At 69.8% G+C, this 18,258-nt stretch carries 18 protein-coding genes; 9 read left to right on the top strand and 9 right to left on the bottom strand.

Features of this window, described 5'->3' with window-relative positions:
* Positions 1 to 411: 411 nt before the first annotated feature.
* Together ACZ4FV_RS10850 and ACZ4FV_RS10855 are read right to left on the bottom strand one after the other, a co-directional pair.
* Entirely contained in the window at positions 412 to 1,167 is a 756-nt protein-coding gene (locus ACZ4FV_RS10850) for a DUF4389 domain-containing protein (RefSeq protein ID WP_465322466.1), read from the bottom strand.
* Between the two features lie 367 nt (positions 1,168 to 1,534).
* Positions 1,535 to 2,266 (bottom strand): hypothetical protein, encoded by a 732-nt coding sequence (locus tag ACZ4FV_RS10855; protein ID WP_465322468.1) that lies wholly within the window; start codon positions 2,264 to 2,266, stop codon positions 1,535 to 1,537.
* Between the two features lie 464 nt (positions 2,267 to 2,730).
* Between ACZ4FV_RS10855 and ACZ4FV_RS10860 the strand changes: the two genes are divergently transcribed.
* The 6 genes from ACZ4FV_RS10860 (at position 2,731) to ACZ4FV_RS10885 (ending at position 8,561) form a co-directional block, all read left to right on the top strand.
* Positions 2,731 to 2,892 (top strand): hypothetical protein, encoded by a 162-nt coding sequence (locus ACZ4FV_RS10860; RefSeq protein ID WP_395861104.1) that lies wholly within the window; start codon positions 2,731 to 2,733, stop codon positions 2,890 to 2,892.
* Between the two features lie 84 nt (positions 2,893 to 2,976).
* Positions 2,977 to 3,279 carry a hypothetical protein gene (locus tag ACZ4FV_RS10865; RefSeq protein WP_465322470.1) on the top strand — a complete coding sequence of 101 codons (303 nt, stop codon included), beginning with the start codon at positions 2,977 to 2,979 and terminating at the stop codon, positions 3,277 to 3,279.
* Positions 3,280 to 3,810: 531 nt separating this feature from the next.
* Positions 3,811 to 5,355 (top strand): rifampin monooxygenase, encoded by a 1,545-nt coding sequence (gene rox, locus ACZ4FV_RS10870; RefSeq protein ID WP_465322472.1) that lies wholly within the window; start codon positions 3,811 to 3,813, stop codon positions 5,353 to 5,355.
* A gap of 488 nt (positions 5,356 to 5,843) precedes the next feature.
* A complete protein-coding gene (locus tag ACZ4FV_RS10875) occupies positions 5,844 to 6,485 on the top strand; it encodes a helix-turn-helix transcriptional regulator (protein WP_402236219.1) in 642 nt (213 codons plus the stop codon).
* Between the two features lie 5 nt (positions 6,486 to 6,490).
* The gene (locus tag ACZ4FV_RS10880; protein WP_395861096.1) at positions 6,491 to 7,624 is read left to right on the top strand and encodes an aminotransferase class I/II-fold pyridoxal phosphate-dependent enzyme; all 1,134 of its coding nucleotides are present in this window, start codon (positions 6,491 to 6,493) and stop codon (positions 7,622 to 7,624) included.
* 55 nt (positions 7,625 to 7,679) lie between these two features.
* Complete coding sequence (locus ACZ4FV_RS10885; protein WP_465322482.1) at positions 7,680 to 8,561, top strand: ornithine cyclodeaminase family protein; 882 nt, start codon at positions 7,680 to 7,682, stop codon at positions 8,559 to 8,561.
* Positions 8,562 to 8,759: 198 nt separating this feature from the next.
* On the opposite strand, the gene ACZ4FV_RS10890 is transcribed toward ACZ4FV_RS10885, so the two are convergent.
* Positions 8,760 to 9,752 carry a TY-Chap domain-containing protein gene (locus tag ACZ4FV_RS10890; RefSeq protein ID WP_395861092.1) on the bottom strand — a complete coding sequence of 331 codons (993 nt, stop codon included), beginning with the start codon at positions 9,750 to 9,752 and terminating at the stop codon, positions 8,760 to 8,762.
* A gap of 124 nt (positions 9,753 to 9,876) precedes the next feature.
* On the bottom strand, positions 9,877 to 10,539 hold the full coding sequence (locus ACZ4FV_RS10895) for a TetR/AcrR family transcriptional regulator (RefSeq protein WP_395861090.1): 663 nt from the start codon (positions 10,537 to 10,539) through the stop codon (positions 9,877 to 9,879).
* Between the two features lie 64 nt (positions 10,540 to 10,603).
* On the opposite strand from ACZ4FV_RS10895, the gene ACZ4FV_RS10900 reads away from it, so the two are divergent.
* Positions 10,604 to 11,230, top strand: a complete 627-nt coding sequence (locus tag ACZ4FV_RS10900) for a class I SAM-dependent methyltransferase (protein ID WP_402236215.1) — start codon at positions 10,604 to 10,606, stop codon at positions 11,228 to 11,230.
* A 132-nt stretch (positions 11,231 to 11,362) separates the two neighbouring features.
* On the opposite strand, the gene ACZ4FV_RS10905 is transcribed toward ACZ4FV_RS10900, so the two are convergent.
* Positions 11,363 to 12,499: a hypothetical protein gene (locus ACZ4FV_RS10905; protein ID WP_465322474.1), complete on the bottom strand. Its 1,137-nt coding sequence runs from the start codon at positions 12,497 to 12,499 to the stop codon at positions 11,363 to 11,365.
* Positions 12,500 to 13,041: 542 nt separating this feature from the next.
* Positions 13,042 to 13,470 (bottom strand): pyridoxamine 5'-phosphate oxidase family protein, encoded by a 429-nt coding sequence (locus ACZ4FV_RS10910; RefSeq protein ID WP_395861084.1) that lies wholly within the window; start codon positions 13,468 to 13,470, stop codon positions 13,042 to 13,044.
* 519 nt (positions 13,471 to 13,989) lie between these two features.
* Between ACZ4FV_RS10910 and ACZ4FV_RS10915 the strand changes: the two genes are divergently transcribed.
* Positions 13,990 to 14,619 (top strand): hypothetical protein, encoded by a 630-nt coding sequence (locus ACZ4FV_RS10915; protein WP_395861083.1) that lies wholly within the window; start codon positions 13,990 to 13,992, stop codon positions 14,617 to 14,619.
* A gap of 229 nt (positions 14,620 to 14,848) precedes the next feature.
* On the opposite strand, the gene ACZ4FV_RS10920 is transcribed toward ACZ4FV_RS10915, so the two are convergent.
* Positions 14,849 to 15,169: a response regulator transcription factor gene (locus ACZ4FV_RS10920; protein WP_465322476.1), complete on the bottom strand. Its 321-nt coding sequence runs from the start codon at positions 15,167 to 15,169 to the stop codon at positions 14,849 to 14,851.
* Between the two features lie 414 nt (positions 15,170 to 15,583).
* Between ACZ4FV_RS10920 and ACZ4FV_RS10925 the strand changes: the two genes are divergently transcribed.
* Entirely contained in the window at positions 15,584 to 16,141 is a 558-nt protein-coding gene (locus ACZ4FV_RS10925; protein ID WP_465322477.1) for a hypothetical protein, read from the top strand.
* Between the two features lie 200 nt (positions 16,142 to 16,341).
* Here ACZ4FV_RS10925 and ACZ4FV_RS10930 read toward each other — a convergent pair whose 3' ends face one another.
* On the bottom strand, positions 16,342 to 16,980 hold the full coding sequence (locus ACZ4FV_RS10930) for a hypothetical protein (protein WP_395861078.1): 639 nt from the start codon (positions 16,978 to 16,980) through the stop codon (positions 16,342 to 16,344).
* A gap of 148 nt (positions 16,981 to 17,128) precedes the next feature.
* The gene (locus tag ACZ4FV_RS10935; protein ID WP_395861076.1) at positions 17,129 to 17,875 is read right to left on the bottom strand and encodes a carbon-nitrogen hydrolase family protein; all 747 of its coding nucleotides are present in this window, start codon (positions 17,873 to 17,875) and stop codon (positions 17,129 to 17,131) included.
* Positions 17,876 to 18,258 lie beyond the last annotated feature (383 nt).

Consider the following 18,258-nt stretch of genomic DNA (forward strand, 5'->3'; position numbering starts at 1 on the left):
TGCGGGTGCGGGTGCGGGTGCGGGTGCGGGTGCGGGCGCGTGTGTCGGTTTCGGCGGCATCTCCTTCGCGCTCTCCCGCGTCGATCCGGACGGTCGCGCAGGCGGTTCGAGGGGCTGGGACATGTCGGACCTCCAAGGGATCGTCGGTCGAAGGACGCGACCCACAGGCGCTCGATCAAACGCCCTGGCGCGACGCGGACCTGATCATTTAAGCACTTTGCCTCGATCGGGGATCCGGTCAAGACCCGTGCTGCGGAATCCGGATGATCCGCGAGGCGAACACCAGGCCCTCGTCACCGCTGCCGCACGAGTGCGATGGCGTCGCGCAGTTTCTCACCACTCACGCTGTGTTGGGGCGCGCCGGGCCACGTCACCGGAGCCTCGTTCACAGCTGCGAGGGCACGCGTCCGCCTAGTGGTTCCCGATGGCGGGGATGATCGACGCGGTCGAGGCGCTCGCCAGTCCGATCACCAGGAACAGGGCGATCAGACCCCGCCCGAGCCCGCTGATCAGCAGCGGGCGCGTCGCGGAGCGATCCGTACCCGCCTCCCACGTAGCGGCGTCGCCGAACAGACCCTTCGGGTAGGCCGACGTCACGAGCAGGCCGTACGCCATGAAACGCATCCGATAGCGCACGATCGCCGCGGTGGCCTCGAACAGCGGATCCGGCATCCGGCCGGCGATCAACACGATCAACCACAGCACGAAGGACACCGCGAACCACCCTGCCCACGCCAGGGCCTGGACGACGAGGGCGGGAATGATCAGGATGATGCGGAAGAACACGGCGAGCCGGTTCAACCGCCCCGGCCGCAGCCCCACCCGAACCGGATAGTCGGCCGGGGTCGTCAGGGCGAAGGGCGGATACCGGTCGACCAGCAGCATCTGACTCGCCGTCACCCGCGTTTCGTAGCCGATGAACCCGCACAGGTACGACGCGATCGGCCCGGGCAGTCGACCCATGACGAGCGCGGCGAACCAGCCCACGAACACCAGGACGGTCGCCACCAGGCCCAACACCCACACGACGATGAACTGCGGGATCAGCAGGAGGTAGCGGAACAGCACGGTGAGCCGGCGTTGCCGCCCGGGAGCGGGCATGTCGAGAACGGGCAACCACTCCCCCCGCTCGGCCACCGATGTGCTGCCCCAGGTCCCGGTCGTCATGGTGTGCTCCAGACTCGGCCGACGGTCACCGTCCCCACGCTGACAGCGGGTGACCGGGAGGGCATCCGGGCCGACCCGGACGAGTGAACCCCTCACCCATCCGCCGGCACTCACGCCGAGGCCAGGCACAACACCGGCACCGCGGCGGCCATCAAGCCGAGGACCACTGCCGGTGCCACGGCGTGGTCCGGCGGATCGGTTGACCTCGCGGTGGCGGTCGGGGGGCGGCAGAGCGGGTCGGTAGAAGCCGCCCGCCGATGTGTGGCGCCATCGTCCTCGGCAGTCGCCGGGGGCGCGGTCGCCGTCGCATTCTTCCGCACCGGTTCCGTGGGCCGCCGGAGGTGTTACCCGAGTACCGGGCGCCCGGTCAGCGTTTCGGGCGGCGTCTGCGTGTCGTGGTTTCGGGCTCGGACTTGCGGGGCCAGTCGGCGCCGAGGTCTTCGGTGGTCCAGTCCCAGAGGCGGAGCATCTTGTCCAGGTCGGAAAGCGGGCGGGGCCACGTCCGCGGCGCGTCCGGATCGTAGCCTTCCAGCCGGGCGGGAACAGGAGGCGGCGCCGGTTTCGGACCACGCGACCACTTCCACCTCTCCTCGTGGACCATGCGCCGGCCCACGTAGAGCGCGCTCATGTCGCCGCCGATCAGATCGGCGTGCAGGGGCTCGATCATGGCCGGCCACTCCTCCGGCCGCTCCAGCCAGAACGTCATTTCGCTGTCCTCGCCGAAGCGGCGGATGGTGACCACCACGGTTTCGCCCTCGATACGCGACGTGACCGCGCTCCCGTACCCCTTCTCGTCCTCGTCCTCTGTGACGTACGGCTTCACCTGCTCGGCGAGTCCGGCGGGGAGTCGAAACGACACGGACATCTGCCCGTCGCCGCGAAAATAGAACAGACGATCGAACATGGGCGAGAGTTCGTCGAACTCGATATGGGTGTTCGATTCGGCGTCGAAGACGTAGTCGGCGTGGAACCACGTCGAGCCGACCTCTACGAACGGGCCCAATGCCCGTAACTCGGCTATCTGTTCCTCGGTCAGCTCACGGCCGACGGTGTGCCCCGCGTGGTGGATCCGAATCGGAATCTCGTTGTGCCGGCCCATCGTGCGCCCCCAGCGTCGACCGCTTCACCTTGTCGGGGCCTTCCTACCAGGCTCGTCCGTCTCGGCACCGGCACTTTGCCCTGACGACACAGCGCTGCATGTCGCCTGCATCCCACCGGATCCACACCCTCGCTGTTCGGCACGCCGGCTCACGGAATGTCTGTCGAGTCGACGTGCCGAGAATTTGGCCGAGGTTGTGTCGATCGCCACGAGGAGCCTTCGCGGCCTCGGGCGGGTCCGTCCGGACCTCGTCGTCGCGGCCCGGCACGAGACCGGTGGTGTTTTCCTTGTCGAGGCTGTCCTCCGCACCGGACCCCGGGACAAGGAATCATGTTTGTGGAGGCTCTCGGTGCCGAACTTCGGGCTGAGGAGGCCGCCGCGGCACCGCCATCGATCGTGTCCCCGGTTGCATAATTCTCCGGGACCTCTCCACACATCTGCCGTAGGCGTGCAAATATGAGGCCATGAGTAGTGCGCATCCCGAATCCGGCCCGGCTGCCGAAGTCGACTGGACGGACGGCATTCCCGTTCCGCCTCTCGACTACGTGCCCGCGGACGAGTTCGAGCAGGCTCTCCAGAGGGCCCTGGACGAACTCCTTCCCCTGTTCGAGGATGCGGGCCTGTAACCCGTGTACGCACTTTCGGATGACGATCTGCGCCGGATCAACGCTCGCGTCGGGGGTACCGGACGGGAAAGAGACCCTCGTCTGTTGGGTTCCCTCCAAGCAGCCGTCTACGGCCGCGGCTTCAAAAGGGCGCTCAACCCGACGCTGCCGCAGAAGGCCGCCGCGTTGATGAGCTACATCACGCAGGTCGCGGTCTTCGAGAACGCCAACGAACGCACCGCGCTGACGGCCGGAACCGTCCTGTGTGTGGTCAACGGCCACCGCATTGTCTGGGCGGACCCGAAGGAAGCCGATGCCTTCATCCGGGCCGTGGGTTATGCGCACCCCACGGTGTCGTGGATAGCCGACCGTATCGAAGCGCGGCTGCAACCGATTCCGCCGCCGTAGCGCCCGCCCCTGTACCGCCCCCCCCTATACCGCCCCAGTACCGCCCCGCGTGGTGCCCGACGCCGCATGACTGGTCGAGTCGGCAAAGCCTGGGCCATGGACCGCAGTCTCCGGGTCGGCGTCGGCCCGAACCGCATCCCGGGGGCGCTCACGTCGGTCGCGATCGGTGTGGCGCCGAGCTGCGCAACCGCTTACGGCACCGGCCACGGCCGCTTGGCCGCCTCCACAGGCCCGGGCACGTCCGGCACGCGCGCTCGACCCACGGTGCGAGCCCCGGGTACGGCACGTGTCTCGGACGGCTGAGGGGACGAACCGTTCGTCGCACCGGGCGGTCGGCCATGCGTGCAAAATGATTGGACGGGATGATGTTCGGGCTTGTAGCTTCCAGTTGCCCGTGACACCGCCCGAGGAGGTGAGACCCATGAACGCTGTATCGATGTGGGTGCTCCCCCTTGCCGTCACGGTCGGGCGATTGATGTAGGTATCGCCGGGAGCGCCTCGCCAACAAGGCACTCCTGAGAGGCAATACCTATGCATTCTCCGCATTTCAGCGTCGAGCCGTCGTCGAACGATACGGTCGAGCGCGACTTCACCGCGGACAACGCCCCCGGGCTCCGGTCGCGGGCCTCCCACTCCGATCGCGCGCCCCTCATGTTCGACGTGATCATTGCCGGGTGCGGGCCGACCGGCGCGATGCTGGCCGCCGAACTGCGGCTGCACGACGTGCGGGTACTCGTCCTGGAGAAGGAAACCGAGCCCGTGTCGTTCGTCCGGATCGTCGGTCTGCACATTCGCAGTATCGAACTGATGGCAATGCGCGGACTGCTGGAGCGCATCCTCGAACACGGAAGACGACGTCCGGCCGCCGGATTCTTCGCCGCCATCGCCAAACCCGCACCCCAGGGCCTGGATTCCGCGCACGCCTACCTGCTGGGCATCCCGCAACCGGTCGTCGTCCACCTGCTCGAGGAACACGCGATGCAACTGGGTGCGCAGATCCGGCGCGGTTGCGCGGTCGCCGACTTCGAGCAGGACGACGAGGGTGTGACCGTCGAGCTGGCCGACGGCCAACAGCTGCGTTCGCGCTATCTCGTCGGTTGTGACGGCGCGCGCAGCACGGTGCGCAAACTGCTCGGCGTCGGCTTCCCCGGTGAGCCCTCACGGACCGAGACGCTGATGGGCGAGATGGAAGTGGGCGTCCCACAGGAGGAGATCACCGCCAAGGTGAGCGAAATCCACACAACCGACAAGCGATTCAGCATCGGGCCCTTCGGCCAAGGGGTATATCGCGTCGTGGTCCCCGCCGCGGGAGTCACCGATCGCGCGGAGCCGCCCACCCTCGAGGATTTCAAACAACAGCTGCGCGCCGTCGCCGGAACCGATTTCGGCGTGCACTCCCCGCGCTGGTTGTCCCGCTTCGGGGATGCCACCCGGCTGGCCGAACGGTATCGGGTCGGGCGGGTGCTGCTGGCCGGCGACGCGGCACACATCCACCCGCCCACCGGCGGACAGGGCCTCAACCTGGGCGTTCAGGACGCATTCAACCTCGGCTGGAAACTGGCCGCACAAATCCGCGGCTGGGCGCCGGAAACACTCCTGGACACCTACCAGACCGAACGCCATCCGGTTGCCGAGGACGTGCTGGACAACACCCGCGCCCAGATGGAACTGCACTCCACCGAACCGGGTCCGCAGGCCCTGCGCAGGTTGCTCACCGAACTGATGGACTTCGACGACGTGAACCGCTATCTCATCGAGAAGATCACCGCGATCGACATCCGCTACGACTTCGGCGCAGGCCCCGACCTGCTCGGCCGCCGCCTGCGCGACATCGACACGAAACACGGCCGCCTCTACGATCTGCTGCATCGCGGGCGCGGCCTGCTGCTGGACCGCACCGAACGCCTGACCGTCGGCGGCTGGTCGGACCGGGTCGACCACCTCGCGGATCCCACCGCGGTACTGGACGTTCCGTGCGTCCTGCTACGCCCCGACGGCCATGTCGCCTGGATCGGCGACGATCAACAGGACCTGGACGACCATCTCTCCCGCTGGTTCGGCAAGCCCGCCCACTGATCTCGCCCGAGCAACCGACAGGGCCCACGAGAACGACCGGAACAGCCGGTAGCGACTGACCACCGCAAGGCGGGAGCCGGCATCAGCCGTGGTGCTCCGACGCCAGGGTCGACCCGCGAGGAGGATGGCCTCCGAGCGACGACCGGAAGACGGCGGAGGAGCACCACGGGGTGGGCTTGCGCAGACGTCCGACGAACACCGGCGGCGACCGGCTTGGAGGTCCCCCCGCGCCACCCGCCCGCACAACGACGCACGCAAGACAGAACCGACGCCCTGCACACCATTCGCCTCGGGGCAAATCCGTTAAGCGCAGGGCCATTTCACGCCCCTGCGTTCTCAGCCCACACCGCCATCCGGAACCACGAACGACCGGTCACACGATCCCTCGCCCATCCGTCGCGGCGCGCGTGGTCTGTGGCAGCTGCGTTCGGGCTCCGAAGGGGTGCGCCGGTAGACTTGGTGTCCAAATTGGACGTAGAGTCCACATCATGAACGTGGAAGAGAGCCGGGACCCCCGTGTGCGAACGTGGGCGCCGGTGTGTCGGGCGGTCGCGCTGTTGCTCGGCCCGTACGCCGAGGTCGTCCTGCACGACCCGGAGACCGACCGGGTCCTGGAGATCTGGAATCCGATGACCTCCCGCCGCGCCGGCGATCCTTCGCTGCTCGGCGAGTTGGACGAGCTCGACCCGTCCACACAGGAGGTGTACGGGCCGTACGAGAAACTGCTCGCGGACGGCCGCCGGCTGTCCTCGGTCAGCGCGATCCTCCGGGACAACCGGGACCGGCCGTCGGCGGTGCTGTGCATAAACCTCGACCGCACGCCGCTGGAACGGGCCGCGGCGGTCCTGTCCGCCTTCGGCGCCCCGACCGTGGGGCGCCCCGAGCCATTGTTCGAGCAGGACTGGTCCGAGCGCATCCAGCACATCGTCGGCAGCCACGTCCGCGAAACGGGTCGCCCCATCGACCGCATGACCCGCCAGGACCGCCTGGTCGTCCTCGGCCGGCTGGACGAGGCCCGGGTGTTCGCGGTCCGCCGCGCCGCACCGGTCGTCGCCGAGGCCCTGCGGGTGTCCCGCTCCACCGTCTACGGCCTGCTGGCCGAGCTCCGAGCCCAGAGCGCGAAGGACTGACGCACATGACCCGGCTGCCCGACTTCCGCCTGGAAACGTACTTCTCCCGCTGGGAGTTCACCGCCCGCCACCATCTGACCGCCTCCGACGCCCAGACGATGACACTCCGCGAGTTGCTCGCACTGGCCGACGACAAGGACCGCGACGCCTTCGACAATCTGTCCCTGGGCTACACGGAGACCTTCGGCGACCCGGCCCTGCGTGCGGTGATCGCCTCGACGTACGAGCACGCCGACACGGACGACGTCATCTGTTTCGCCGGCGCCGAGGAAGCCCTCTACCTGGCGATGAACGTCCTGCTCGACGCCGGTGACCACGCCGTCGTGGTGACCCCCAATTACCAGGCCGCCGAGACCGTGCCGCTGGCGCTGTGCGAGGTCACCGGCGTGGCTCTCGCCGCGGACCGGGACTGGGCCCTGGACCTCGACGCGGTTGCCGCGGCCATCCGGCCGAACACCCGGGTCGTCTCGGTGAACTTCCCCAACAACCCCACCGGCAAGGTCATCGACAGCGCCGACTTCGTCGCCCTGGCCCGACTGTGTGACGAGCGCGGCATCCACCTGTTCAGCGACGAGGTCTACCGCGGCCTCGAACGCGACCCCGCCCGCACCCTGCCGCAGGCCGCCGACCTGTCCCGAAGCGCGCTGTCGTTGAACGTGACCTCGAAGGCCCTGGGGCTGCCCGGACTGCGCATCGGCTGGATCACCTGCCGCGACCGCGCGCTGCGCTCGCGCCTGGAGCGCGCCAAGCACTACACCACCATCTGCAACTCCGCGCCCGGCGAGGTCCTGGCCCGCATCGCGCTCAAGGCCCGCGAGACGATCCTGGACCGCAACCGCGCACTGATCACCGCCAATCTGCCGGTTTTCGACGCGTTCTTCACCGAGTTCGCGGACGACTTCCAGTGGCGGGCGCCGGACGGCGGATGCGTCGCCTACCCCCGATACCTCGGCGCCGACGGGGTGGAGGAATTCTGCACCCGTCTCGTGGAAGAGGCCGGCGTCCTGCTGCTGCCCGCGAGCATCTACCGCTCCGAACTCACCGCCACCCCCACCGACCGGTTCCGCATCGGCATCGGCCGCCGCGACCCGGAGGAAGGACTCGCCGCCTTCGCCCGGTGGATGCGAGCGCGCCGATGACTCCCCCCTCTTCGACACTGCCGCCATCGCGAAGGCCGCCACCAGGCGGCTGGTCCTGGATACCGTCCGGGACGCGCTGATCGCGCACGCCGAGGGCCGCACCAGCGTGCCGCCGCCACTGCACATGGACTTCCCTGAAGCCGACGGGGACTGCCACGTCAAAGCCGGTCGGATCATCGGCGCCGCCGACTTCACCGTCAAGATCGCGACCGGCTTCTACGGCAACCCCGACCTCGGCCTCCCCTCGAACCACGGTCTGGTCTGCGTGTTCAACGCCCGCACCGGACAGCTGCGCGCGCTCCTCGACGACGGCGGCGCGCTGACCGCCTGGCGCACCGCGGCCGCAGGTGCGCCGATCACCCACGCCATGGCCCGGCCCGACGCCGTGACACTGGCCGTCTTCGGCACCGGTGAACAGGCCCGCCTCCAGGCCTCCTGGCTGGCCGAACTCCGCCCGGTCGGCATGGTGTTGGTACACGGTCGCAACCCGCGCAAGGCCACCGCCCTGTGCGACGAGCTCAACGCGAACGGCCTGCCCGCCCGGCCCGCTTCGGCGCGAGAGGCGACCGCCGCCGACATGCTCATCACCACCACCCCGGCAACCGCACCCGTCCTGGACGCCGCCCACGTGCGCGAGGGCGCGCACGTGACCGGCATCGGCACGGACATGCCGCACAAGAACGAGCTGCCGCCGGCGCTCTTTCACCGCGCGGGGCTCATCGCCACCGACGACCACGACCAGTGTCTCGACCACGGCGACTTCGGCCACGCCGTCCGCGCCGGGGCCGCCGCCCGTGACGACGACATCGCGGCCGGCCTGTTGCTCAAGGAACCCGTCGACCGCTCCCACAGCGCGATCACGGTCGCCGACCTCACCGGCGTCGGAGCACTGGACGCGGCAGTCGCCTCGGCCGTCCTCGGCCGACTCCCGCTCTGAACACCGAAGCCGCCCGGGCGAAGCCGGTCGTCGATACCGAAGCCGACGATGGCCCTCGGCAGCGGAAGGCGGCCCCAGGCAGCGGATGGCGTCATGGAGCGCCGTGCAGGCGGCAGCAGAGCGAAGACGAACGCGGAGGCGGGCTCGGGGAGGGACGCCCGGGGCTCTGTCGGTCAAAGCTTCGTGCACATGCCCTCGTCAGATCTCCGGAAGGCCCAACCCGTGCATGTTCGGCGCGTGGTCGCTCTCCCCCCTCAGCCACACCATGTGGACCAGATCCTCCAGGCGTACGTCCTGCGCGCGCAGGGCGTGCACCAATGCCCGGGCCGCGGGCTCGGCGTCACCCGGCCCGGGGTTCGGCACGCGAATCTCGGGGAGCCGCACCGGCCCGGTACCGAACTGCCAGCCCGTCCCCGACTCCAACAGCGCCTTGCGGGCCCCGTCGGCCGCCTCCAGGTGCAGTTCTTCGGCGGAGCAGGAGAACTGCACGAACCGTGAGTCGTCGTCGTCCGAGGTTCGGATCACCATGTCCAGGCTGTCGTCCAGCCGGCCCATGTCCGTCACCAGCGCCTTCAGCGTCTCGCCCAGCCACCGGCCGAACTCGTCCCAGGTCTCGGCCTGGCGGACTCCGGGTGTGAACGCCTTCCGCAGCGCGGCATGGCGATAGAGGTAGCCCTGCCACACCCCGAGCTCGGCAACGCTGTCGTCGCGTTCACCCCATTCGGCGAGTTGGTACTCGTGGTGCTCGACCACCTTCGTGGCGAGCAACCGCAACCGCACCCGGTCCCTGGTCCATTCGATCTCCAGAAGGGTCTCCTCGCGGCGCCAACGCAGCACAGGACCGGGTCCGCGCCGGATGGGCGCCGGCCCCATCCGCGCCTCGGCCGCCCCGTTCGCCGCCTTGAACACCGCTCCCAGAACGCCGTCATCGTCCGTACGCGCCAGGTCGCACTCCAGCGAGGTGAAACAGCCCTCACCCGGCGACCCCAGGACATGGCCCCGGTGGGCGTAATTCCATCCACCCGGCAACGGCCCGACAAACGTCAACCCATGCCTGACCTCGGAGCGCAACGTCCACCCCAGATCGGCGGTCACGCGCTCCACCGCGCCCCGATCCCACTCCCCCATGGACATCACGTCGAACCGGGCAACCAGGTCATCGATCTCGGCATCGGTCAATCTGACGGTCATATCCGGGATGCTATCGAGGCCCTCCGACGCCTTGGAGAGCACAGCGGCGACATACACGGGGATCGTCTCGCCCGGGCAGCCTCGGAGGGCACGACGCCCGAGCCGAACGTCGCGGCGGCTACTCCTACGCCCGTTCGGCGCAGAGCTGGGTGGTCAGGGTCGCGCGGGCCCACTCCTCCCAGGCATCGGGGGACCAGCCCCGGTCGCGAACGAAAATCAGGTACAGCTCGGGACTGAGCAGTCCGTACAAAAGGTCGGCGGCGCGGGCGGTGTCGATGTCGGGCCGGGCGTCGGGCTTGGCGGTCAATGCCGTTGCCGCGGCGTGCTGGACGGTATAGCGCGGGTCCGGGCCGGCGGGCCACTGGGCGGCGATCTCCGGGTCGGTGGCCGCCGCGGCCGCGATCAGCGGCACGACCGGGGCGACTCGGCCGAGGATGTCGCGTACGCCCCGTACGTGGGCGCGCAGTTGCCCGGCCGCGGTGGGCTCGGCGCACGCGGCGCGGAACCAGTCGCGGTCCATCGTGGCGACCGGTTCGTCGTCGCCGGCGATGGACGTGTCGACGACGTCCTTGAACAGCGCGCGCTTGTTGCGGAACACGAAGTACACGGTCTGGACGGCCACTCCCGCGCGGTCGGCGACCTCCTGAAGGCTTGTCGCGCCGTATCCCTGCGCGACGAACAGTTCGCGCGCCGCGGCGACGATCCTCTCGCGGGTGAGCCGCGAGCGCTCGGCCCGCTTGTCGGGGCGTTTGGCGTTCTGCTTGTCGGATCCCTTGACCGCGTCCATACCCGAAGTCTATATCTAGAGTCGATCACTAGAGTTTAACTACAACTTCTTGGAGGAACCGGCGATGAGCGAGACTCGGACGGCCGCGGAGCTCGACCAGGAGGCGGCCGTGCGCCGCGCATTGGAGGACTACTACCGGGACGGCCGGCCGCCGTGGGACAGCGGCGTCACGCCGCCCGAGCTGGTGACCCTGGTGGAAGGGCCCGGTGCGCTCACCCCCGGCCGGGTCCTCGAACTCGGCTGCGGCACCGGGACCAACGCGGTGTACCTGGCCCGACACGGCTGGCGAGTGGAGGCTGTCGATCTGGTGGACCGCGCGGTTCTACAGGCGCGGGAGAAGGCCGACGCGGCGCAGGCGGACGTCACGGTGCTGTGTGGGGACGCCACCCGCCTCGACGAGGTGGGCGTGCGTGGCCCCTACGACCTGTTCTTCGACCTGAGCTGTTACTGCGGGATACCGCCGCACCGCCGCGACGCCTACGCCGCCGGCCTCACCGACCGCGCCGCTCCCGGCGCACGGCTGTCGATGTTCGGGTACGGGCCCGAGGCGTTCGACGACCCGATCTCCGGCGTCACCGCGGACGAACTCCGCGCCAGGTTCACCGGGTGGCAACTGGTCGACGTGGCACCCGGTACCAACCCGGTCCCGACCTTCTGGTTCACACTGCACCACATCGCCACCGCGACATGAGGCCCGCCTGTCCCGTTCGGGTGAACTGCGCACACCGGGGCCCGGGTTGAGGTAACCGCGAAGCTCGACGCGCCGGCCGTCCCGGGCCTTCTGTTCGCGAGCCCGGGCCGGCTCGAACAGGGCGAGAACCCGCTACTGCCCTTCGGGGAAGGGCGGATCCATGGTGGCGAGCAGGGCGTCGAGGTTCTCCCGGAGTGAGATCGCCCGGGCGGAGAGGAGGTCGGCCTCGGCCAGTCGCTCGGCGTCGCGCAGGGTGAACGGCGCCCAGTCGTGGCTCCCGCCCACCAGGTGGTCGCGCCTCCAGCGCGAGAGTCCGCGGTCGAGGAAGGCTCGGGCGTCGTCGGCGGTGTCGAGCGGGATGATGCGCTGAACGAAGCGGGCGTGCTCGTGGTCCCATCCTGCGGCGATCAGCATGCGCGCGGCCTCCGCGCCCGCGCCGGTCGTGCGAGCCCACACGCTCGCCTCGTACTCGACGCGCAGGTCCCGGATCACCCGTGCGCGCTCGGGCGTGAGCGGAAAGCGGCGTACGACGTAGAACTCGTGCGATCGGGTGGTGCGTTCGAGGACCCACACCGCGCACTCGCAGTCCTCGTCCACGTACATCAGGTCCTCGTCGACGTGCCGCGTATCGGCGGTGTCGTCGAACGCGACGGCGCGGCGATCGTTTCGATCCGGCGGGCCCGGGTCGTGCGTGGACACGGTGACGCCGTCCGTGGTGTCGGTCCCACCCGAGCGCAGCAGCCGCCAGACACGCTCGCGCAACTCGGCGCGGCGTCGGACCCGTTCGCGATCACCCTCGGGGACGGACGGGCCCGGCGGCGGTTCCGGAGGTTCCCCGTCGGCGGGTAGCCCACGCCACAGCGCGGCGGGGCATCGGACGACGTCGGGGGTATCCGACGCGGGAGCGTGCAGCACGGTGGGGTGGTCGGGCGGCCCGGTCCAGGTGGGATGCGCCGCGATCGCGTCGCGCACGACATCACCCCACGGCCCGGAGACGAACGCGGCCCGGTGGTCGTGGAGGACGATCAGGGCGCCCGAGGCGGAAACCTGCCAGAGCCGCTCGCGGTGGATCACGCCGGCGTCCGGGGTCTGTTCCGTGTCGTAGCCGACGAGCAAGACCCCGGCGGGCAGCATGAGCAGCACGCCGGCGGCGACGTCGAATCCCGGCACCGGCCTCGCCTCGATGGAAACGCCGGTGACGCCGGTGACGCCGGTGACGACGACCCTCCCGTAGTGGGTAGCGGCCGTCGACGGAGGCGGAACACTCACAGGGCGCAAGGGGGTTCCTCCGTAGGAGCGCGGGTGGCGGCAGGAGCCCGGCACGACGCTGGGTCGTTCCGGTCGACCCGATCGCCACGCTCGAACCTACGTGGTCACGGCACCGGCTGTCTCAGCTCGGCGCCGCGCCTTGGGCATTGCGCAGGCGGGCCGGTTCGACTTCGGTCACGGCCGTCTTCGCGTCCAGCTCGCAACCCTTCGCGTACGCCGCGGCGAAGGCTTCCTCCCCAGTGCGGCCCGCCCTCGGCGAGTGAGGTCACGAACCTGCCGATCGGTGCGGTCGTGAGCGCCGCGCAGCCGGAAGGCGGCACAGGAGCACTGGAGCGGACGTGCTGCCGACTTCGATCATCTGCTGCTCGGCGCCATCGACGGCGGGACACATGGCGACGGTCTCCCACCGATGCAGGTTCCGCGTACCGCATCCTCGCGTCGCGGACGGCAAACCTGGTTCGTACCAAGGCGACGAGGGTGTGTGCTCATGCTCCACCTCGGCCGCCGCGACAGCGCCTCGCTCGCACAGGTTGCCGCCGGAGTCAGTTCGCGTAGCGACTCACGGTCTCCGGGTGGATGACGAGACGAACCTGGTCCGCGGCCAGCATCTCGGCGAGTTGGTCGGCGCGGGCCGGGTCGTCGACGTCCCAATAGCGCGCGGCCAGACGGGTGCACAAGTCGTGTGCTCCGTCGGGTTCCACCGTGACGCGGCCCGCGACCGCCACCCAGCGCTCGCTTTCACCCACCGGGGCGGCGACTACGATCGAGGCACGGGAGTCGCGGCGTAGGCGCCGCACCTTGGGCGAGTCCGGACCCGTGAAGAGTTGGATCGTGCCTTCGGCAGTGGCCTCGAACCACACCGGCCGGGGCTGGGGCGGGATCGGCCCCCCGGCCACGGACAGGAATCCGTGCAGGGGGCGTTGGAGGAATTCGAGATCCTGGGGAGTCAGCGAACCGGCGTCGATGCTCATCACAGTCCTTCCGGTAGGCGAGGAAGACCGTCCGAGCCTATGTGAACCAGGCATCGCCGCGCGGCCGGTCGGTGGCCTGTTCCGTGGCCACTTCCGTGACCTCGATCTCCCGGGAGCGCCGAGCGCACCGGCCACGGCGGACAGCATCGATTGGGCGGCCGGGAGTCTCGGCCTCCGGCGGCCACACGGGCCGAGGAGTACGACCGAGAAGCACCGACCGACGCCGACGACGTAATCGCGAAAAGCGCCTGTCACCCGCCATCGCAACAACCTGACCCTCATCGAGTGGGCCGCCTCTCGGACGGCCACCACATCTTCCCCGGTGTCACGGCCCGCGCGCTCCGGCGTCGGATCATCCCCGCAGACGCGGGGAGCGGAATCCGCGCCGTGGCTTTCGGCGTGACAAGGACGAATCGAATGGCCCAAACGAACGTCCGGCCCTGTTTGAGGGATTGTCCATCGGACGACTCTCCCCCCGTACCGCATTGGTCTCAAGGGGTTGTCATGTCGCGTCGGGTCGTGTCTGTCTGCATCGTGGTCACCGCTCTTCTTTCGTTGGCCGGTTGCGGCGACGACGACGGGAAGAGTGGTTCGGGTGCCGCGTCGGCGTCGCCGTCGGTGAGCTGTGATCCTCCCGGCCTGCCGCAGGACGAGTGGTTGCGGTTGTGCGGGCCCGGATCCGGTCGCGACACCGGGTCGGCGAACACCGCGCCAGTCGGGGGCTGGGTGGCGATGCCCAACGGCGTCGTCGTGTCGGTGGCGCGCGTAGAACCCGCGCCCGCGGCTGCGAGCGCCGCGCCCGGTTCCTTCCCGGCGCTGGTCACGATCACCGTGACCAACCGGTCGCAAACCCCGTACGACGTCTCCGGAGTGCATGTCAGCGAAATGAGCCGCGTCGGCGGAGCCCGCGCCGAACGCATCGCGCACGGGAGTCTGCCGCAGCAGGACTTCACCGGCACGGTGGCACCGGGACAGTCGGTCTTCGCCCAGCAGCTCTTCGACGTTCCCGACGCCCTCCGTCCCGGTTTCCGCATCATCGTCGCCATGACCCCGCTCCCCTCGGCGCTGCCGGACGCCACGTTCACCGGCACCCTGCCGCAGAGCGCCGGCACCACACCGACACCCGCCCCGTCCGGGTCGACCCCGTAACGCACGGCGTCGGAGACGGCGCGGCGACGGGACACCGTCCCCGTCCACCACAGCAGGACCTGCGTGGTCGTACCAGCCCTTCCCGTAGGCAACAGCCAATCCGGGGTACTTCGCGACGGACGCGGCAGGTTGCTCCCGCGGGATGCCGGTGAGGTCCCGGAATCGATTCCGGACGGGTGAAGCGGGTTGCGGTCATCGGCCCCCGTGTCAGGGCGTGCGTCCGGCCACATCAACCCCGAAGCCGCCGGCGACCGAGACCACGGTGCCGCTTTGGCGGCAGCAGGCGGCCGTCGTCTTCGCCGGCCAGGGTTCCCGTTCCGCACCGCTCGATGCGGTCCGTGGATCGCCGACCGGGTTCGGTCAGGCCCGCCTCGTGCGCGGCTATCGCGGCTTCCACCCGATTGCGTGCGCCGATCTTGCCGAGGATCGAGCTGACATGCGCCTTCACCGTACCTTCGACCAGGCACAGGTGGACGCCGATCTCCGCGTTGGACAGCCCGGTGCCGAGCAGGGCCAGAACCTCGTGCTCGCGATCGGTGAGTCGGTCCATCCGATGCCGGGGCCGCGTTTCACTCGCCGGCGCGTCGGACCGCAGGCGCGCGACGACCCGGGCCGCGACCCTCGGTGAGAGGTACGCGCCGCCCGCCGCCAGAGGTGGAAGAACTCGTCGCCCGGGTCGGTGAGTCCGGTGTCGCGGTGGACCTGCGCCGGAACGGCTCGGCCCCGGCGCTCTCGCCGCTGGTCGAGCACGCGGTGTACCGCGTGGTGCAGGAGTCGTTGACCAACACCATCAAGCACGCAAGGGGCAGTAAGGTCCGGATACGCATCACCCATCGGAACGAGCGCACCACCGTACGGGTGACCAACTCCGCGCCGCCCGCAGCCTCGTCGGCGGGCCCGACGTACGGCACGGTCGTGCCCCCCCGGTTCGGGCAACCGGGGGCTGATCGGGCTGCGGGAGCGGGTGCTGCTGATCGGTGGAACACTCCGTGCCGCTCCCCGTGACGGCGGCTTCGAGGTCGTCGCCGGCTTCCCGGATCGGGTACGGTCCGAACGGGCCGAGACCACCGATCGGCCCTCGGTGAAGGCCGGTTCGGACTCGGTGCGTGAACTCGCGGCCGCCCGGCGCAGCGCCCGATTCCGCTTCGCCGCCGCGTTCGCGCTACCGGCGGGGGTAGGGCTCGTGATGCTCGCGTCGGCCGCGTATCTGGCGCTTCGACTGTCGGGATGCGTCCTTGCCCCCGCGGACTACGCGGCGCTGCGCGTGGGCGGCGAGCGCGCCGAATTGGCAAACTCGCTGCCGTTGCGACAGTTCCCCTTCGTGCCGGACGAGATGCGGACGCTGCCTCGACCCGCCGGTGCCGTCTGCGAGTTCTACCGATCCAACGGCAACCTCCTGGAGCAGGTGGATGTGTACCGGCTCTGCTTCTCGGGATCCCGACTGATCAGCAAGGACGTGTTGCCGGCGAACGGCCCCTCCCACAGGGACACGCCGGCGCCCCGCACGCCGGAACCCCGGTGAGTGCGGGGCGATTCCTCGTGCGGTCGATCCCCGGGCCCATCCCCCCGGTTCGACCCTTCGGTCCTTCCTCACCCGCTCGGGAGGAAAGCCGGGCCGAGGCGGTCGGGGTCGGGGCCGTCCGCATCACCCGGCCCCGAATCACCGAGGCGCACTGCCTCACCTGCCGACCAACGGGGCGCCGGGCGGGCGGCGTGGGGGACTCATTTCGTACCGGTGGCGCCCGAGTGGGTCATCACGTAGTTCAGCGACGAGGCCAGAGCGGTATGGGCGAACACAGCCGCGAGCCGGTCCCAGCCCGCAAGCGTGAAGTGACCCAGCAGCCACCACACCTGGATACGGTCGTCGCACTCCCAGAGCGGCCGAGGGCCTTTCAGCGTCGCGAACAGCCGTGCCCGCGGCGCCTTGCCGTCGGCCAGGCGCGCTGCGTCCTCTGCGCAGCACAGAACCGGCCGGGGCAGCAGTTCCGGCGACGGCTGCCACAACGCACCGACCTTCGCCGGCCCGTGGTGTGGATCGAACAGGCACGGCGCCGTGTACAGGCCCGTGGCGTCCGGGCCGAAGCCTTCTCCCGGTCCTGCGGGCAGGCACACGCGGGCCTGGGCGAGTTGAGCGGTGAACCAGCCGACCGGCGATGCGTCCAGGAAGAGGTCGGTCGGGTCGGGTGCGGCACGCAACGCGTCCCGAATGCGCGCGGCGTCCGCGGTACGAGCCACAGCCTGGGAAGGCGAACCGCAATCGGCCACTCGCGCTTCGACCGCGGCCAATTCGGTGTCGAACTCGTCGAACATGCGCAGCAGCACCGCACGGGTCTGCGCTATTTCTCGGTCATACGCGGACAAGAGTGCTCCTCGGGCATTCAGCGGACCGGCGCGGGCGTGCCGGAAACCCGAACCGATCATGCCGTGCCTGCGTGACACCCGCCGAGACTTCGCCCCACCTGTCGAAGATCGCGCGATTCCCACGCGCGCATTCGGGCGATTTTTCGGGTCAGCCGGAGATCCCGTCGGCGTCGGCCGGTGATCGGAGCCGGCCGACCTCGGCGACGACCACCGTGACCGTGCGGTCGTCGGCCTCCGCGAGGAGCGCGCCGCCCGGGGCCCACAGGGCTGCGCCGCCGCAGCCGGTCCACGGTCCCGACGGGCCGACGTGGTTGGCCATCACGACGTACAGGCCGGTGTCCTCGGCGATTCCCGGGTAGACGGCCGCCCGCTCCGCGATCCCCTTGCCCGTGCCGTACAGCGAGCTGGCGAGGTGCACTTGGCAGCCGTCGGCGGCGCCGCGGGCGGTCAGCTCGGGGAAGTGGTTGTCGTAACACGTGGCCAGCGCGAAACGCAGGCCACCCAGCTCGAAGCGCCCGTCCCGATCGCCGGCGGCGAAGACGCCCCGCTCCTCCTCGTAGAGGTACTGCTTCCGGTATGTGGTCACCGGTTCACCGTCGGCGTCGTAGACCAGTGTCCCGATGGCGGGCAGCGATCCGCCCGTGGTCACGGCGCAGTTGACGACGGTGGCGATCCCCGCCGCCCGGATCGGATCCAGTCGCGGATCGTCCGCACTCACCCACAGACCGGGATCCTCGGCCAGGGATCCGAGTTCGTACCCGGTCAGCGCGAGTTCGGGAAACACGACGAGTTCGGCGCCCCGTGCGCGCGCCTGCTCGGCGAGAGCCACAAGCTGTCGAACGTTGGCGGGGATGTCCGCGGGAACACACGTGAGCTGCGCGGCAGCGATCTTCATACCGCCGAGCATGCCAGGCCATGCCGCGACGGTGAGAGCCGTGTCCGGGAATCCTGGCACCACGACTCGGTCGAACCTGCCCGACACGACACGAACGGCACGGTCCGGCAGAGTCGGCGAGCGCCCGCGGCGGGGAGGTCGGCGCCTGGATGGCAGGGCGTGTGATGGTCTCCCGCGCCCCACGATTCACTCGTAGGAGTGATCTTTCTTCAGGAGCGTCGCAGCGTCGGAGAGATTGCCGCTAGACAGGCAATCCACTCACCATGGCCGAAGGTTGCACATGCCGCCTACTGAGGTTTCCGAGTCCGATTGACGGTGTGTCAAATGAGGGCATACCCGTTGTATGGGGAGCTTGGGGATGACCCCGGTGGAGCGGGAGCGCC

This window comes from Embleya sp. NPDC025285 (genome assembly GCF_055558835.1).

Excerpts from the sequence above, each read along its gene's own strand:
- ACZ4FV_RS10900 (WP_402236215.1), top strand. The coding sequence starts at position 10,604 with ATGAGCGAGACTCGGACGGCCGCGGAGCTCGACCAGGAGGCGGCCGTG.
- ACZ4FV_RS10920 (WP_465322476.1), bottom strand. The coding sequence starts at position 15,169 with ATGGACCGACTCACCGATCGCGAGCACGAGGTTCTGGCCCTGCTCGGC.
- ACZ4FV_RS10850 (WP_465322466.1), bottom strand. The coding sequence starts at position 1,167 with ATGACGACCGGGACCTGGGGCAGCACATCGGTGGCCGAGCGGGGGGAG.
- ACZ4FV_RS10860 (WP_395861104.1), top strand. The coding sequence starts at position 2,731 with ATGAGTAGTGCGCATCCCGAATCCGGCCCGGCTGCCGAAGTCGACTGG.
- ACZ4FV_RS10880 (WP_395861096.1), top strand. The coding sequence starts at position 6,491 with ATGACCCGGCTGCCCGACTTCCGCCTGGAAACGTACTTCTCCCGCTGG.
- ACZ4FV_RS10895 (WP_395861090.1), bottom strand. The coding sequence starts at position 10,539 with ATGGACGCGGTCAAGGGATCCGACAAGCAGAACGCCAAACGCCCCGAC.
- ACZ4FV_RS10935 (WP_395861076.1), bottom strand. The coding sequence starts at position 17,875 with ATGAAGATCGCTGCCGCGCAGCTCACGTGTGTTCCCGCGGACATCCCC.
- ACZ4FV_RS10875 (WP_402236219.1), top strand. The coding sequence starts at position 5,844 with ATGAACGTGGAAGAGAGCCGGGACCCCCGTGTGCGAACGTGGGCGCCG.
- ACZ4FV_RS10910 (WP_395861084.1), bottom strand. The coding sequence starts at position 13,470 with ATGAGCATCGACGCCGGTTCGCTGACTCCCCAGGATCTCGAATTCCTC.
- ACZ4FV_RS10890 (WP_395861092.1), bottom strand. The coding sequence starts at position 9,752 with ATGACCGTCAGATTGACCGATGCCGAGATCGATGACCTGGTTGCCCGG.
- ACZ4FV_RS10855 (WP_465322468.1), bottom strand. The coding sequence starts at position 2,266 with ATGGGCCGGCACAACGAGATTCCGATTCGGATCCACCACGCGGGGCAC.
- rox (WP_465322472.1), top strand. The coding sequence starts at position 3,811 with ATGCATTCTCCGCATTTCAGCGTCGAGCCGTCGTCGAACGATACGGTC.